At 60.8% G+C, this 14,871-nt stretch carries 11 protein-coding genes; all 11 read left to right on the top strand.

The window, feature by feature from the left end; genetic code table 11:
* Nucleotides 1-244: 244 nt before the first annotated feature.
* The 11 genes from dksA to acs all read left to right on the top strand — a co-directional run bounded on the left by dksA (nt 245) and on the right by acs (nt 14,820).
* Nucleotides 245-679, top strand: coding sequence for an RNA polymerase-binding protein DksA (dksA, locus tag AC4PS6_RS24885; protein WP_005791430.1), 435 nt, complete (start codon nt 245-247; stop codon nt 677-679).
* 83 nt (nt 680-762) lie between these two features.
* A complete protein-coding gene (gluQRS, locus tag AC4PS6_RS24880) occupies nt 763-1,650 on the top strand; it encodes a tRNA glutamyl-Q(34) synthetase GluQRS (RefSeq protein ID WP_137270807.1) in 888 nt (295 codons plus the stop codon).
* A 62-nt stretch (nt 1,651-1,712) separates the two neighbouring features.
* On the top strand, nt 1,713-1,889 hold the full coding sequence (locus AC4PS6_RS24875) for a hypothetical protein (protein ID WP_003176118.1): 177 nt from the start codon (nt 1,713-1,715) through the stop codon (nt 1,887-1,889).
* Nucleotides 1,873-4,827: a sensor histidine kinase gene (locus AC4PS6_RS24870; RefSeq protein ID WP_003194154.1), complete on the top strand. Its 2,955-nt coding sequence runs from the start codon at nt 1,873-1,875 to the stop codon at nt 4,825-4,827. The genes AC4PS6_RS24875 and AC4PS6_RS24870 overlap by 17 nt, the downstream gene beginning before the upstream one ends.
* Nucleotides 4,828-4,849: 22 nt before the next feature.
* The gene (locus AC4PS6_RS24865) at nt 4,850-6,286 is read left to right on the top strand and encodes a sigma-54-dependent transcriptional regulator (protein ID WP_014719942.1); all 1,437 of its coding nucleotides are present in this window, start codon (nt 4,850-4,852) and stop codon (nt 6,284-6,286) included.
* A 697-nt stretch (nt 6,287-6,983) separates the two neighbouring features.
* The gene (locus AC4PS6_RS24860) at nt 6,984-8,387 is read left to right on the top strand and encodes a polynucleotide adenylyltransferase PcnB (RefSeq protein ID WP_003194157.1); all 1,404 of its coding nucleotides are present in this window, start codon (nt 6,984-6,986) and stop codon (nt 8,385-8,387) included.
* 2 nt (nt 8,388-8,389) lie between these two features.
* A complete protein-coding gene (gene folK, locus AC4PS6_RS24855; RefSeq protein ID WP_032902683.1) occupies nt 8,390-8,875 on the top strand; it encodes a 2-amino-4-hydroxy-6-hydroxymethyldihydropteridine diphosphokinase in 486 nt (161 codons plus the stop codon).
* 364 nt (nt 8,876-9,239) lie between these two features.
* Nucleotides 9,240-10,040 (top strand): 3-methyl-2-oxobutanoate hydroxymethyltransferase, encoded by an 801-nt coding sequence (gene panB / locus AC4PS6_RS24850; RefSeq protein WP_014719944.1) that lies wholly within the window; start codon nt 9,240-9,242, stop codon nt 10,038-10,040.
* Nucleotides 10,037-10,888: a pantoate--beta-alanine ligase gene (gene panC, locus AC4PS6_RS24845; protein WP_014719945.1), complete on the top strand. Its 852-nt coding sequence runs from the start codon at nt 10,037-10,039 to the stop codon at nt 10,886-10,888. Before panB ends, panC begins: the two co-directional genes overlap by 4 nt.
* Before the next feature lie 224 nt (nt 10,889-11,112).
* A complete protein-coding gene (pgi, locus tag AC4PS6_RS24840; protein WP_003194166.1) occupies nt 11,113-12,777 on the top strand; it encodes a glucose-6-phosphate isomerase in 1,665 nt (554 codons plus the stop codon).
* A gap of 105 nt (nt 12,778-12,882) precedes the next feature.
* A complete protein-coding gene (acs, locus tag AC4PS6_RS24835; RefSeq protein WP_073454201.1) occupies nt 12,883-14,820 on the top strand; it encodes an acetate--CoA ligase in 1,938 nt (645 codons plus the stop codon).
* The last annotated feature ends 51 nt before the right edge of the window (nt 14,821-14,871 follow it).

The following is a 14,871-nucleotide window of genomic DNA, read 5'->3' as shown; positions in this document are numbered from 1 at the left end:
TGGGGCTGCAAGTGCACCCTGCGCACGCTCGTAAAACAGCTAAAATCAATATTCGAGGCGATACATACCCAGTCATGGCGGGCTGCTGCGGTTTGCAACCCCTTTGCCCTGGGCCTCGACAACCGGGAGTAGCGCACCCTGAATCTATCTGGTAAGTTCGCCCGCTTGCAGCCGCAGGGCCGGCAGGTGTCGGTGACGTTGCAATCCTGCGCAATGGATTAGAAGAGTGAGAGGCGGTCTATTCATGTCCACCCAAGCAAAGCAACAGAGCATCAGCGGTTTCCAGCCCTACGTTGAATCCAAGGGCGAGGAATACATGGGCAAGCCCATGCGCGAGCACTTCTCCAAAATCCTGAAGCAGTGGAAACAGGACTTGATGCAGGAAGTCGACCGCACGGTTGACCATATGAAGGACGAAGCGGCCAACTTCCCGGACCCGGCAGACCGTGCCAGCCAGGAAGAGGAATTCGCCCTCGAACTGCGTGCCCGTGATCGCGAGCGCAAGCTGATCAAAAAGATCGACAAGACCCTGCAACTGATCGAAGACGAGGAATATGGCTGGTGCGAATCCTGCGGCGTCGAAATCGGTATTCGCCGACTGGAAGCCCGCCCAACCGCAGACCTGTGCGTAGACTGCAAGACCTTGGCTGAAATCAAGGAAAAACAGGTCGGCAAGTAACGTTGCCGAGTTGAACGAATGGAGCGTGCGAACGCTCCATTTTTGTTTCTGGCGTTTATCGGTTATGCAGTAGTATCCGGGCCATGACAGCCTCTACCTATATTGGGCGTTTCGCCCCCACACCCAGCGGCCATTTGCACTTCGGCTCCCTGGTTGCCGCCCTTGCCTCCTACCTCGATGCGCGCGCCCACCAGGGCCGTTGGTTGATGCGCATGGAAGACCTTGACCCTCCGCGTGAAGAGCCCGGCGCCCAGGCGGCGATTCTGCATGCGCTGGAAAGCTACGGCTTTGAATGGGATGGCGAACTGGTTCGCCAGAGCGAGCGGCATGATGCCTACGCCAAAGTACTGAACGATATGTTCAACCACGGCCTGGCCTACGCCTGCACCTGCTCGCGCAAGCAGTTGGAGCCCTACAACGGGGTTTACCCAGGCTTGTGCCGCAATGCCGGCCACGACCAGCAAGACGCCGCCATCCGCCTGCGCGTGCCCGAGCTGGAATACCACTTTACCGACCGTGTGCAGGGCGAGTTCCGGCAGCATCTGGGCCGCGATGCCGGCGACTTCATCATCCGTCGCCGCGACGGCCTCTACGCCTACCAACTGGCGGTGGTGCTCGACGACGCCTGGCAAGGGATAACCGATATCGTGCGCGGCGCCGACCTGCTCGACTCCACACCGCGCCAGCTGTACCTGCAAGAGCTGCTTGGCCTGCGCCAGCCACGTTACTTGCATGTACCGCTGATCGTGCAGCCAGACGGCAACAAGCTGGGCAAGTCCTACCGCTCTCCACCGTTGACAGCCGACCAGGCCACGCCTTTGCTGCTCAGAGCACTGCGCGCCCTTGGCCAACAGCCCGACGCGCAACTGCTGTACGCCAGCCCACGAGAACTGCTGGATTGGGGCATTGCACACTGGGACGCCACCCGCATCCCGCGCACGCTGACCCTGGCCGAAGCGCAATTGAGTTGAAGGCGCTTGCAGGTTGCCAGCCATCCGTTAACATCGCGGCAGATTTTTAATCAGAGGCCAACATGTACATCTATCGTTTGGTCCTGCTGCTGGTCGTCGGGATCTACCTGTTCTCCCCCGCCATCATGGATTGGTGGATCGACGCCACGGGCGCCTGGTATCGCCCTTATCTGCTATGGCTGATCCTGATCGTCGTGACCTTCATCCTGCAGAGCCAAAAAGATGCCGATGAGCTTTAGTCTCACCCAGATGCTGCTGATCAGCGCCGCCTACCTGGCTGCGTTATTCGGCGTGGCCTGGATCAGTGAGCGCGGAATGATTCCGCGGGCGATCATTCGCCATCCGTTGACCTACACCTTGTCCCTGGGCGTGTACGCCAGTGCCTGGGCGTTCTACGGCACGGTGGGGCTGGCCTATCAGTACGGCTACGGCTTTCTCTCCAGTTACCTGGGGGTGTCCGGCGCGTTCCTGCTGGCGCCGGTGCTGCTGTACCCGATCCTGAAAATCACCCGGACGTACCAGCTGTCTTCCCTGGCGGACCTGTTTGCCTTTCGCTTTCGCAGCACCTGGGCCGGCGCGCTGACCACCATCTTCATGTTGATCGGCGTGCTGCCGTTGCTGGCCCTGCAGATCCAGGCGGTGGCCGACTCCATCAGCATCCTGACCCGAGAGCCCGTGCAACATCGGGTTGCCCTGGCGTTTTGCGCGCTGATCACCTTGTTCACCATCTTCTTTGGCTCTCGCCATATCGCCACCCGCGAGAAACACCAGGGCCTGGTGTTTGCGATTGCCTTTGAGTCGGTCATCAAGCTGATCGCCATCGGCGGCGTCGGCCTTTATGCGCTTTACGGCGTGTTCGACGGGCCGCAACAGCTGGAGCTGTGGCTGCTGCAAAACCAGACCGCCCTCGCCGCCTTGCATACCCCCTTGCAGGAGGGACCATGGCGTACGCTGCTGCTGGTGTTCTTCGCCTCGGCGATCGTGATGCCGCACATGTACCACATGACCTTCACCGAGAACCTCAACCCGCGCTCGCTGGTCAGCGCCAGCTGGGGCTTGCCGCTGTTCCTGTTGCTGATGAGCCTGGCGGTGCCGCTGATCCTGTGGGCTGGCCTGAAACTGGGGGCCACCACCAACCCCGAGTATTTCACCCTGGGCATCGGTATTGCTGCCAACAGCCCGGCCCTGGCGCTACTGGCGTATGTCGGGGGGTTATCGGCCGCCAGCGGGTTGATCATCGTCACCACCCTGGCACTCTCGGGCATGGCGCTCAACCACTTGGTACTGCCGCTGTACCAGCCGCCGGCCGAGGGCAATATCTACCGTTGGTTGAAATGGACCCGACGCGCGCTGATCGTCGCGATCATCATGGCCGGTTACGCGTTTTATCTGCTGCTGGGCGCCGGGCAAGACCTGGCCAACCTCGGCATCGTCGCGTTTGTCGCCACTTTGCAATTTCTGCCGGGCGTGTTGTCGGTGCTGTACTGGCCGACTGCCAATCGCCGTGGCTTTATTGCAGGGCTGCTGGCCGGGATCCTGGTGTGGACCGTGACCATGCTGCTACCGCTGGTCGGCAATCTGCAGGGCTTCTATATCCCGTTGCTGAACATGATTTACGTGCTGGACGACACCAGTTGGCACATGGCGGCCATCGCCTCGCTGGCCGCCAACGTACTGATGTTCACCCTGATCTCGCTGTTCACTAACGCCAGCGCCGAAGAAACCAGCGCCGCAGAAGCCTGTGCGGTAGACAACGTACGCCGCCCGCAACGCCGCGAACTGCATGCGGCATCGCCCCAAGAGTTCGCCACGCAACTGGCCAAGCCCCTGGGCGCCAAGGCCGCACAAAAGGAAGTCGAACAGGCGCTGCGCGACCTCTACCTGCCATTTGACGAGCGCCGCCCCTATGCCCTGCGCCGCCTGCGTGACCGTATCGAAGCCAACCTGTCCGGTTTGATGGGGCCGAGCGTGTCCCAGGACATGGTGGAAACCTTCTTGCCCTACAAGGCCGGTGGCGAAAACTACGTCACCGAAGACATCCACTTCATCGAAAGCCGGCTGGAGGACTACCACTCGCGCCTCACAGGCCTGGCCGCCGAACTCGACGCCCTGCGCCGTTACCACCGCCAGACCCTGCAGGAACTGCCGATGGGCGTGTGTTCCCTGGCCAAGGACCAGGAAATCCTGATGTGGAACAAAGCCATGGAAGAACTCACCGGCATCGCCGCCCAGCGGGTGGTGGGTTCGCGCCTCAATACACTGGGCGATCCCTGGAAAGAGCTGCTGCAGGGTTTCATCAACCTGCCGGACGAGCACTTGCACAAACAGCACTTGGCCCTCGACGGCCAGACCCGCTGGCTCAACTTGCACAAAGCGGCCATCGACGAACCTCTGGCGCCGGGTAACAGCGGCCTGGTGCTGCTGGTAGAAGATTTGACCGATACACAGATGCTCGAAGACAAGCTGGTGCACTCCGAACGCCTGGCCAGCATTGGGCGCCTGGCGGCCGGCGTGGCTCATGAAATCGGCAACCCGATCACCGGTATCGCCTGCCTGGCGCAAAACCTGCGGGAAGAGCGCGAAGAAGACGGGGAAATCACCGAAATCAGCGGGCAGATCCTTGAACAGACCAAGCGGGTTTCACGCATCGTCCAGTCGCTGATGAGCTTTGCCCACTCCGGCGCCCATCAGAATCAGGACGAAGCGGTGTGCCTGGCCGAAGTCGCGCAGGATGCCATTGGGCTGTTGGCCTTGAACCGGCGCAATTTCGAAGTACAGTTCTTTAACCTGTGCGATCCGGACCATTGGGTCGATGGCGACTCGCAACGCCTGGCCCAGGTGCTGATCAACCTGCTGTCCAACGCCCGCGACGCGTCTCCGGCCGGCAGTGCTGTACGCGTCAAGAGCGAGGCTTTCGAGCACACGGTCGACCTGATCGTGGAAGACGAAGGCAGCGGCATTCCACAGAACATCATGGACCGATTGTTCGAACCCTTCTTCACCACCAAGGACCCCGGTGAAGGTACCGGTCTGGGCCTTGCACTGGTCTATTCCATCGTTGAAGAGCATTATGGACAAATCACCATCGACAGCCCGGCTGACACACAAAGCCAACGCGGCACCCGTATCCGGGTGACCTTGCCGCGTCATGTCGAAGCGACGTCCGCTGTGAACTGAGACCGTCGAGAGAATTGAATCAATGCCGCACATTTTGATCGTCGAAGACGAAACCATTATCCGCTCTGCCTTGCGTCGCCTGCTTGAACGTAATCAGTACCAGGTCAGCGAAGCCGGCTCGGTGCAGGAAGCCCAAGAGCGATTCAGCATTCCCACGTTCGACCTGATTGTCAGTGACCTGCGCCTGCCAGGCGCCCCGGGCACCGAGCTGATCAAGCTGGGCCAGGGCACCCCGGTGCTGATCATGACCAGCTACGCCAGCCTGCGCTCGGCGGTGGACTCGATGAAGATGGGCGCGGTGGACTACATCGCCAAGCCTTTCGACCACGACGAGATGCTCCAGGCCGTGGCCCGCATCCTGCGTGACCGTGTGTCGGCCAGCAGTGCGCCTGCCGAGCCACGCCCCACCGGCAAGACCAGCGGCGCCGAAAAACCAGGTGCCAACAACAGCAATGGCGAGATCGGCATCATCGGCTCCTGCCCTCCGATGCAGGACTTGTACAGCAAGATCCGCAAGGTGGCGCCGACTGACTCCAATGTATTGATCCAGGGCGAGTCGGGCACCGGCAAAGAGCTGGTGGCCCGCGCCCTGCACAACCTGTCCAAGCGCGCCAAGGCGCCGATGATCTCGGTGAACTGCGCGGCGATCCCCGAATCCCTGATCGAGTCCGAGCTGTTCGGCCACGAGAAAGGTGCGTTCACTGGCGCCAGCGCCGGGCGTGCGGGCCTGGTGGAGGCCGCGGACGGCGGCACCTTGTTCCTTGATGAAATTGGCGAGCTGCCCCTGGAAGCCCAAGCGCGTTTGCTGCGCGTGCTGCAGGAAGGCGAAATTCGTCGCGTGGGTTCGGTGCAATCACAGAAGGTCGATGTTCGATTGATCGCGGCGACACACCGAGACCTGAAGAGCCTGGCCAAGATCGGCCAGTTCCGTGAGGACTTGTATTACCGCCTGCATGTCATCGCGCTCAAATTGCCGGCCCTACGCGAGCGCGGCGCCGACGTCAACGAAATCGCCAACGCGTTCCTGTTGCGTCAAGGCGCACGCATTGACCGCACCGACTTGAAGTTTGCCGCGGACGCCGAGCAGGCGATCCGTCACTACTCGTGGCCAGGGAACGTGCGTGAGCTGGAGAACGCCGTCGAGCGCGCCGTGATTCTGTCGGAGAGCCCGGAGATTTCTGCCGAGTTGCTGGGCATCGACATTGAGCTCAGCGACCTGGATGACGACGACTTCATCGGCCTGGCCCCGCAGCAGGGCGGCGGTAGCAATACCAGCCATGAGCCGACGGAAGATTTGTCACTGGAAGACTACTTCCAGCACTTCGTGCTCGAGCATCAGGACCATATGACCGAGACCGAACTGGCCCGCAAACTGGGTGTAAGTCGCAAGTGTTTGTGGGAACGGCGTCAGCGCCTGGGCATTCCACGGCGCAAGACCGGGGTGGCCAGCGAAAGCTGAGAGCGCAGCCCCACAGGTAACACCTGTTGATGTGAAAAAACTGTTACCGCTGACTTTTCACGTAACAAAAGCCGGGGCTTACGGTAACGAAGCCCCGGCTTTTTTTTGGCCCTCAATCTGGCGAAACCAGCCCAAACCCCCGGTTTTGCTGGACGGCGCAAAAGTTGGCACGCACCCTGCTATATGCTTAGTACAAAAACAATAACAAGCTTTGTACAAGACAATAAAAATAAGACGAATCGACTCACGCATAACAAAAACAACACGGCGGAGGCGCAGCTAACTGATTCTTTTGGAGAGGCGTTGCATTTGGGGCTTGCCCCGCAACCAGGCCGAGAACAACAAAAACTGCCCTAAGGCAGAGCCTGAACTGGTTGGATCGTAGATCAGCAACACAGCGACCAAAGCAATCCGTTTGCTCTTGACTCCCGATTGGGAGTGTCATGAAGGTGAAACTTCGTGGCGAGGGCGATCAACAAAAACAAGAAGCCCGACATCAATAATAAAAATAGAGCACGCAACTACTTCTGGGGGAGCTTCGGCTCCCCTTGTAGTTTCCGGGATTTGACCTGCAAACGCTTATGGCGCAATGCCTTTAGCTTGTTCCTACACCATCCCCTGACTAAATGCTAGAATCCCCGCCCATCATGCGGTCATTCTTCGTTATGGCCGAACATTCCTTCAAACAGTGCATCCCATGCTGAAGAAGTTGTTCCAGTCATTCCGTTCTCCCTTGCGTCGAACGCAACACAAACGCAGCACGCCTGAAGTGCTCAATAGCAGCCAGCATTCGCTGCAGCGCGCTCAATTCAGCCGTTATGCAGTGAACATCGTCGAACGTTTGCAGAACGCCGGCTACCAGGCCTACCTGGTGGGTGGCTGCGTACGCGACATGTTGCTCAACATCACGCCCAAGGATTTCGACGTCGCCACCAGTGCCACGCCTGAACAAGTGCGCGCCGAGTTTCGTAATGCACGAATCATCGGCCGGCGCTTCAAGCTGGTGCATATCCACTTTGGTCGCGAAATCATCGAGGTCGCAACGTTCCGCGCCGGTCACCCGCAAAACGATGAAGAGGAGGACACCAACCAGTCTTCCCGCAACGAGAGCGGGCGCATCCTGCGCGATAACGTCTATGGCACTCTGGAAGAGGACGCGCAACGTCGCGACTTCACCATCAACGCCTTGTATTACGACCCGGTCAGCGAGCGCATCCTCGATTACGCCAACGGCGTACACGACATTCGCAACAACCTGATCCGGCTGATCGGCGACCCGACGCAGCGCTACCAGGAAGACCCGGTGCGCATGCTGCGTGCCGTGCGATTCGCCGCCAAGCTCAACTTTGGCATCGAAAAACACACCGCCGCACCGATTCGCGAACTGGCGCCGATGCTGCGGGAAATCCCCTCGGCACGCCTGTTTGAGGAAGTGCTCAAGCTGTTCCTTTCGGGCTACGCCGCCGACACCTTTGAAATGCTGGTGGACCTGCAGTTGTTCGACCCCCTGTTCCCGGCCAGCGCCGAGGCCTTGGAGTACAACCCGACGTACACCCACACCTTGATCAGCGAAGCCTTGATCAACACCGACCTGCGCATCAAGCAAAACAAACCGGTGACCCCGGCGTTCCTGTTTGCCGCCTTGTTGTGGCCGGCCCTGCCCAAACGCGTACTGCGCCTGCAGGACCGTGGCATGCCGCCGATCCCGGCCATGCAGGAAGCGGCTCACGAGCTGATCGCCGAACAGTGCCAACGCATCGCCATCCCCAAACGTTTCACCATGCCGATCCGCGAAATCTGGGACATGCAGGAGCGCCTGCCACGCCGCAGCGGCAAGCGCGCCGATCTGTTGCTGGACAACCCGCGCTTCCGTGCCGGCTACGACTTCCTGCTGCTACGCGAAAGCGCGGGCGAGCAGACCGATGGCCTGGGCGAATGGTGGACCGATTATCAGGACGCCAATGACAGCCAGCGCCGCGAAATGATTCGTGAACTGGGCAGCAAAGGTGATAGCGCCGGCGAAGGCCCGAAAAAGCGTCGCCGCAGCGGCACCAAGCGTAAACGCAGCAGTGCCGATGCCTCGGGCGCTGCGGGCGAATAAACGTGGAACGTATCTACATCGGCATGGGCAGCAACCTGGCTGCCCCGGAGCAACAATTGCGCAGCGCGATCGAGGCGCTGGCGCAATTGCCTGGCACTCAGCTCGCCGGTGTGTCCGCCTTCTATCAAAGCGATTCACTGCTGCCCGGCCAGCCGCCCTACACCAACGCCGTTGCGGCGCTGGACAGTCACCTGGCGCCATTGGACCTGCTCGATGCGCTGCAAGCCATCGAAAACGATCAGGGCCGCGAACGCCTGGAACGCTGGGGCCCGCGCACCTTGGACCTGGATATCCTGCTGTTCGGTGATCGCCTGATCGATGAGCCGCGCCTCAAGGTGCCGCACTACCAGATGCATCTGCGCGCGTTTGTGCTGTATCCGTTGGCTGAGTTGGCGCCAGCCGACCTGCAGCTGCCTGACGGCCAGCGTTTAAGCGACCTGCTCACCGCCTGCCCGTTCGTCGGCCTGGAACGCCTCCCTCAAGAATGACCCGGTCAATGTGGGAGCTGGCTTGCCTGCGATGCAAGCGACCCGGTGTATCAGCCACACCGAGGTGATGCCATCGCAGGCAAGCCAGCTCCCACATTGGATATTCAGTGCGCCCCAAGCCTGTGCCCATCTTGCTGAATCGCGTCAGTAACAGCGGTAACACCGCCATCGTAACAATGCGGTAACACATCCAATTGACTTCCCGTGTCCTCCTCACGACTATAGGCGTCCCGCTGCCGCCAACCCGGCGCGACAGGGCGCAATCCAGGCCTTATAAGCACTGCTTTCAAGACAGTGCGCCTGTATAAACGAAGACTCACGCGCGTTACTCGCTGTTTCCAAGCGCCTGAACGAGGACCCTTTCATGCCAGACATTACCCTGACCACCTTGCAGAGCCTCAAGCTCAAAGGTGAAAAAATCACCATGCTGACCTGCTATGACGCCACCTTCGCCCACGCCAGCTGCCAGGCTGGCGTCGAAGTGCTGCTGGTGGGCGACTCCCTGGGCATGGTTCTTCAAGGGAATGACAGCACGCTGCCCGTGACCACCGATGAGCTCGCCTACCACACCGCCAGCGTCAAGCGTGGCAATGATGGCGCCTTGATCATCGCGGACCTGCCGTTCATGGGTTACGCCACCCTTGAGCAAACCTTCCTGAACGCCGGCAAGCTGATGCAGGCGGGCGCGCATATGATCAAAGTCGAAGGTGCCGTGTGGCTGGCCGAGTCGATCCGGTTGCTGGCCGAGCGCGGCGTGCCAGTGTGCGCGCACATGGGCCTGACACCGCAGTCGGTCAATATCCTCGGTGGTTACAAGGTCCAGGGCCGCAATGAAGCCCAGGCCCGCCAGATGCGCGCCGATGCTATTGCACTGGAACAAGCCGGTGCTGCGATGATTCTGCTGGAGTGCGTGCCGAGCGAACTGGCCGCCGAAATCACCCAGGCCGTCAAAGTGCCCGTGATCGGGATTGGCGCAGGTTCCGCCACTGACGGCCAAGTGCTGGTATTGCACGACATGCTCGGCCTGTCGATCACTGGCCACGTACCGAAGTTCGTGAAGAACTTCATGGCCGGCCAGGACAGCATCCACGCGGCCCTGAGCGCCTACGTCAGCGAAGTCAAGAATGTAACTTTCCCAGGTATTGAACACGGGTTCTCGGCATGAACACCGTTAAAACCGTCCGCGAACTGCGGGCTGCCGTAACCCACGCCCGCAGCGCCGGCAAACGCATCGGCTTTGTGCCCACCATGGGTAACCTGCACAGCGGCCACGCCACCCTGGTGACCAAGGCCGCGCAGCAAGCGGATTTCGTAGTGGCGAGCATTTTCGTCAACCCGCTGCAATTCGGCGCGGGCGAAGACCTGGACAAATACCCGCGCACGTTGGCCGCCGACCAGGAAAAACTTCTGCAGGCGGGCTGCAACCTGCTGTTTGCGCCGACGGTCGAGGAAATGTACCCCGATGGCATGAACGGCCAGACCCGAGTCAGCGTGCCACAGCTGTCCGAAGGCTTGTGCGGCGCCAGCCGCCCAGGGCACTTCGAAGGCGTGGCCACGGTGGTCAGCAAGCTGTTCAACATGGTCCAGCCGGACATGGCCGTATTCGGCCAGAAGGACTACCAGCAGTTGGCGGTGATCCGCGCCATGGTCCGCGACCTGAACATGCCGATCCAGATCATCGGCGAGCCTACCGTGCGCGCCGAGGACGGCCTCGCGCTGTCATCACGCAACGGTTACCTCACCGAGGAGCAACGTGCGGTCGCACCAGTGCTGTACCGCGCGCTCAGCCAGATCGCCACGGCCATCCAAGGCGGCGATCATGATTTTGCCAGGCTTCGCGCCGAGCACATTCAGCAGATTGAAGCCGCAGGGCTGCGCATGGACTACCTGGAAGTGCGCCAAGGCGTACATCTGCGCCCGGCCACGGCTGAAGATCGTGATGTGGTGATCCTGGTCGCCGCCTATCTGGGGGCAACACGCCTCATCGATAACCTGCACCTGAACCTCGCCTGACCCCCGCTTTACCCTCAACCTGTTGCCCCGACGGCTGTGCCGGTATAAAAAAGTACCGGCCACAGCGCAGACAAAGCCAAGACATATCCACACGCTAGGTTTAATGTAACTGCCCTGCGCTATGGTTAGCGCTGTCTGGAACCCAATCCTTGCGATAAGACTGGATGTTCCGGGCTTTGAAGTGTCCTAAAGGCAGTCCCCGTAATAAAAGGAAACCCGCAGCGATGGCGTACTACCGCACCCCTCATGACGTTACCGCGCTGCCCGCCTGGCAAGCGCTTGTTCAACATCGCCAAGCCATGCAGGATTTCAGCATGCGCGAGGCGTTCAATGCCGATCCTCAGCGTTTTTCCCAGTTCACCTTGAGCAGCTGCGGACTTTTCCTCGATTACTCGAAAAACCTGATCACCAGCGAAACCCGCGACCTGTTGGTGGGCCTGGCCAAGGAAGTCAATCTCAAGGCGGCGATCGACGCGCAGTACGCTGGCGAACCGGTCAACTCATCTGAGGGCCGCCCTGCCCTGCACACCGCCCTGCGCCGCCCGGTGGGCGATAAGCTGTCGGTCAACGGCGTGAACATCATGCCGGACGTGCACAAGGTGCTGAATCAGATCACTGACCTGGTCGGCCGTATCCACGACGGCCTGTGGCGTGGCTACACCGAGAAGCCGATCACCGACGTGGTGAACATCGGCATCGGTGGCTCGTTCCTCGGCCCGGAATTGGTCTCGGAGGCCTTGCTGTCCTACGCCCATAAAGGTGTGCGTTGCCACTACCTGGCGAACATCGACGGCAGCGAGTTCCACGAACTGACCATGAAGCTGCGCGCCGAGACCACGCTGTTTATCGTCTCGTCCAAATCCTTCAACACCCTGGAAACCCTGAAAAACGCCCAGGCCGCCCGCGCCTGGTACCTGGCCCAGGGAGGCTCGGAAGCCGAACTGTATCGCCACTTCATCGCCGTCTCGAGCAACAATGCCGCAGCCGTGGCCTTCGGTATCCGCGAAGAAAACATCTTCCCCATGTGGGACTGGGTCGGTGGGCGCTACTCGCTGTGGTCTGCCATCGGCTTGCCAATTGCCCTGGCTATCGGCATGTCCAACTTCAAGGAACTGCTGTCGGGTGCCTACACCATGGACCAGCACTTCCTGAACGCGCCGTTCGAAGCCAACATGCCCGTGCTGCTGGGCTTGCTGGGGGTGTGGTACGGCAACTTCTGGGGTGCGCAGAGCCATGCGATCCTGCCGTACGACCATTACCTGCGTAACATCACCAAGCATTTGCAGCAGTTGGACATGGAATCCAATGGCAAGAGCGTGCGCCAGGACGGTACGCCAGTGTCCACCGATACCGGCCCGGTGATCTGGGGCGGCGTAGGCTGCAACGGCCAGCACGCTTACCACCAGTTGCTGCACCAAGGGACTCAATTGATCCCGGCCGACTTCATCGTGCCGATCGTCAGTTTCAACCCTGTGTCCGACCACCATCAGTGGCTGTACGCCAACTGCCTGTCCCAGAGCCAGGCGCTGATGCTCGGTAAGACCCGCAGCGAGGCCGAAGCCGAGCTGCGTGAGAAGGGCTTGCCGGAAGCCGAAGTACAGAAGCTGGCACCGCACAAGGTGATCCCGGGCAACCGTCCGAGCAACACCCTGGTGGTCGAGCGCATCAGCCCACGCCGCCTGGGTGCGCTGGTGGCGATGTATGAGCACAAGGTGTTCGTGCAGAGCGTGGTGTGGGGCATCAATGCCTTCGACCAATGGGGCGTTGAACTGGGCAAGGAGCTGGGCAAAGGCGTGTACAACCGCCTGACCGGCGCCGAAGAAACCTTGGCCGAAGATGCTTCGACCCAGGGCCTGATCAACTACTTCCGTGGTCGCCACCGCGGCTGAAGCCGTTCATTCAAGGCCAACGTCCGTTTGGACGTTGGCCTTGAACCCTCCCGCCCCAGGGTGCATCTTTATGGCTTGTCGCAAAAACAAGAATAAGGAGCGCTCATGTTCGATATCAGCACCTTTCCCACCGCCGATGCCGTCCGCCGGGCTGCGCAGCTCAGTCAAGAGGACTACCAGCGCCTCTATCGCCAATCCATCGACCAGCCAGACACCTTCTGGGCCGAACAGGCCAAGGGCTTTCTCGACTGGATAAAACCCTGGCACAGCGTCCAGCAGTCAGACATCCACACCGGTGCCGCCCAATGGTTTGCCGGTGGCCAGTTGAACGTCAGCTACAACTGCATCGACCGCCATCTGGCGCAACGCGCCGATCAGCCGGCTTTCATCTGGGAAGGCGATGACCCGTCAACATCCTGCACGATTACTTACCGTCAACTGCACCAAAACGTCAGCCGCCTGGCCAATGTGTTGAAAAGCCGTGGCGTGAACAAAGGTGATCGCGTGTGCATCTATATGCCGATGATCCCCGAGGCGGCGTACGCCATGCTGGCCTGCACGCGAATTGGCGCAGTGCACTCGGTGGTGTTTGGTGGTTTCTCTCCTGACGCCCTGCGCGACCGCATCCTCGACGCCGATTGCCGCACCGTGATCACCGCCGACGAAGGCATACGCGGTGGCAAGCCCGTGGCGCTGAAACAGAACGTCGACAAGGCCCTGGCCAGTTGCCCGAATGTCAGCACGGTACTGGTGGTGGAGCGCACCGGGGCGGGCGTGAATTGGCACGAGGGCCGCGACCTCAAATACCAAGCCGCCCTGGACGCCGCCAGCGACAACTGCCCACCCGAGCCGATGGACGCCGAAGACCCGCTGTTTATCCTGTATACCTCCGGCAGCACCGGCAAACCCAAAGGCGTGTTGCACACCACCGCTGGCTACCTGCTGCAAGCGGCGATGACCTTCAAGTACGTGCTCGATTACCAAGAAGGCGAAGTGTTCTGGTGCACCGCCGACGTGGGCTGGGTCACCGGCCACAGCTATATCGTTTATGGCCCGCTGGCCAATGGCGCCACCTCGCTGATGTTCGAAGGCGTGCCGAGTTATCCGGACAGTTCGCGCTTCTGGCAGGTCATCGATAAACACCAGGTGAATATCTTCTACACAGCGCCCACCGCCCTGCGCGCCCTGATGCGCGAAGGCCACGGCCCGCTGCAGAGTACATCGCGCGCCAGCCTGCGCCTGCTGGGCAGCGTAGGTGAGCCGATCAACCCGGAAGCCTGGGACTGGTATTTCAACGCCGTCGGCGAACAGCGCTGCCCGATTGTTGATACCTGGTGGCAGACCGAAACCGGCGGCATCATGCTCAGCCCGCTGGTCAGCGCCCAGCGCATCAAACCGGGCTGCGCGACACAGCCCATGTTCGGCGTACAACCGGTGTTGCTTGATGAACAAGGCAAGGAAATCAGCGGCGCCGGCAGCGGTGTACTCGCCATCAAATCAAGCTGGCCGGGGCAGATTCGCAGCGTCTACGGCGACCCGCAGCGCATGATCGACACCTACTTCAAGCCCTACCCCGGCTACTACTTCACCGGGGATGGCGCACGGCGCGATGAAGACGGCGACTACTGGATCACCGGGCGGATCGACGATGTGATCAACGTGTCCGGCCATCGCATCGGCACCGCCGAGGTGGAAAATGCGCTGGTGCTGCATGATCAGGTCGCCGAAGCCGCGGTGGTGGGCTACCCCCACGACGTCAAAGGCCAGGGCATCTACGCCTTTGTCACCCCCATGAATGGCGTCGAACCCAGCGACGCGTTGAAAAAGCACCTGCTGGAGTTGGTCAGCAAGGAGATTGGCAGCTTCGCCAAACCGGAGTTGATCCAATGGGCCCCTGCCCTGCCGAAAACCCGCTCCGGCAAGATCATGCGACGCATCTTGCGCAAGATCGCCTGTAACGAACTGGACAGCCTGGGCGACACCTCGACCCTGGCCGACCCCAGCGTGGTGGACGGTTTGATCGACAAACGCCTCAACCGGTAGGGCCAGGATAATCCCCGGCCTGTGCAGGCCGGGGTTAGCTGTTAAACTTCG

It is taken from the genome of Pseudomonas sp. DW-iso17 (assembly GCF_058725345.1).
This window is presented reverse-complemented; position numbering and strand designations above follow the sequence as displayed.

Bases quoted from the DNA above. Each gene is read 5' to 3' on its own strand.
- AC4PS6_RS24860 (WP_003194157.1), top strand. From the start codon at position 6,984: ATGCTGAAGAAGTTGTTCCAGTCATTCCGTTCTCCCTTGCGTCGAACG.
- AC4PS6_RS24865 (WP_014719942.1), top strand. From the start codon at position 4,850: ATGCCGCACATTTTGATCGTCGAAGACGAAACCATTATCCGCTCTGCC.
- gluQRS (WP_137270807.1), top strand. From the start codon at position 763: ATGACAGCCTCTACCTATATTGGGCGTTTCGCCCCCACACCCAGCGGC.
- dksA (WP_005791430.1), top strand. From the start codon at position 245: ATGTCCACCCAAGCAAAGCAACAGAGCATCAGCGGTTTCCAGCCCTAC.
- panB (WP_014719944.1), top strand. From the start codon at position 9,240: ATGCCAGACATTACCCTGACCACCTTGCAGAGCCTCAAGCTCAAAGGT.
- acs (WP_073454201.1), top strand. From the start codon at position 12,883: ATGTTCGATATCAGCACCTTTCCCACCGCCGATGCCGTCCGCCGGGCT.
- pgi (WP_003194166.1), top strand. From the start codon at position 11,113: ATGGCGTACTACCGCACCCCTCATGACGTTACCGCGCTGCCCGCCTGG.
- AC4PS6_RS24870 (WP_003194154.1), top strand. From the start codon at position 1,873: ATGCCGATGAGCTTTAGTCTCACCCAGATGCTGCTGATCAGCGCCGCC.
- AC4PS6_RS24875 (WP_003176118.1), top strand. From the start codon at position 1,713: ATGTACATCTATCGTTTGGTCCTGCTGCTGGTCGTCGGGATCTACCTG.
- panC (WP_014719945.1), top strand. From the start codon at position 10,037: ATGAACACCGTTAAAACCGTCCGCGAACTGCGGGCTGCCGTAACCCAC.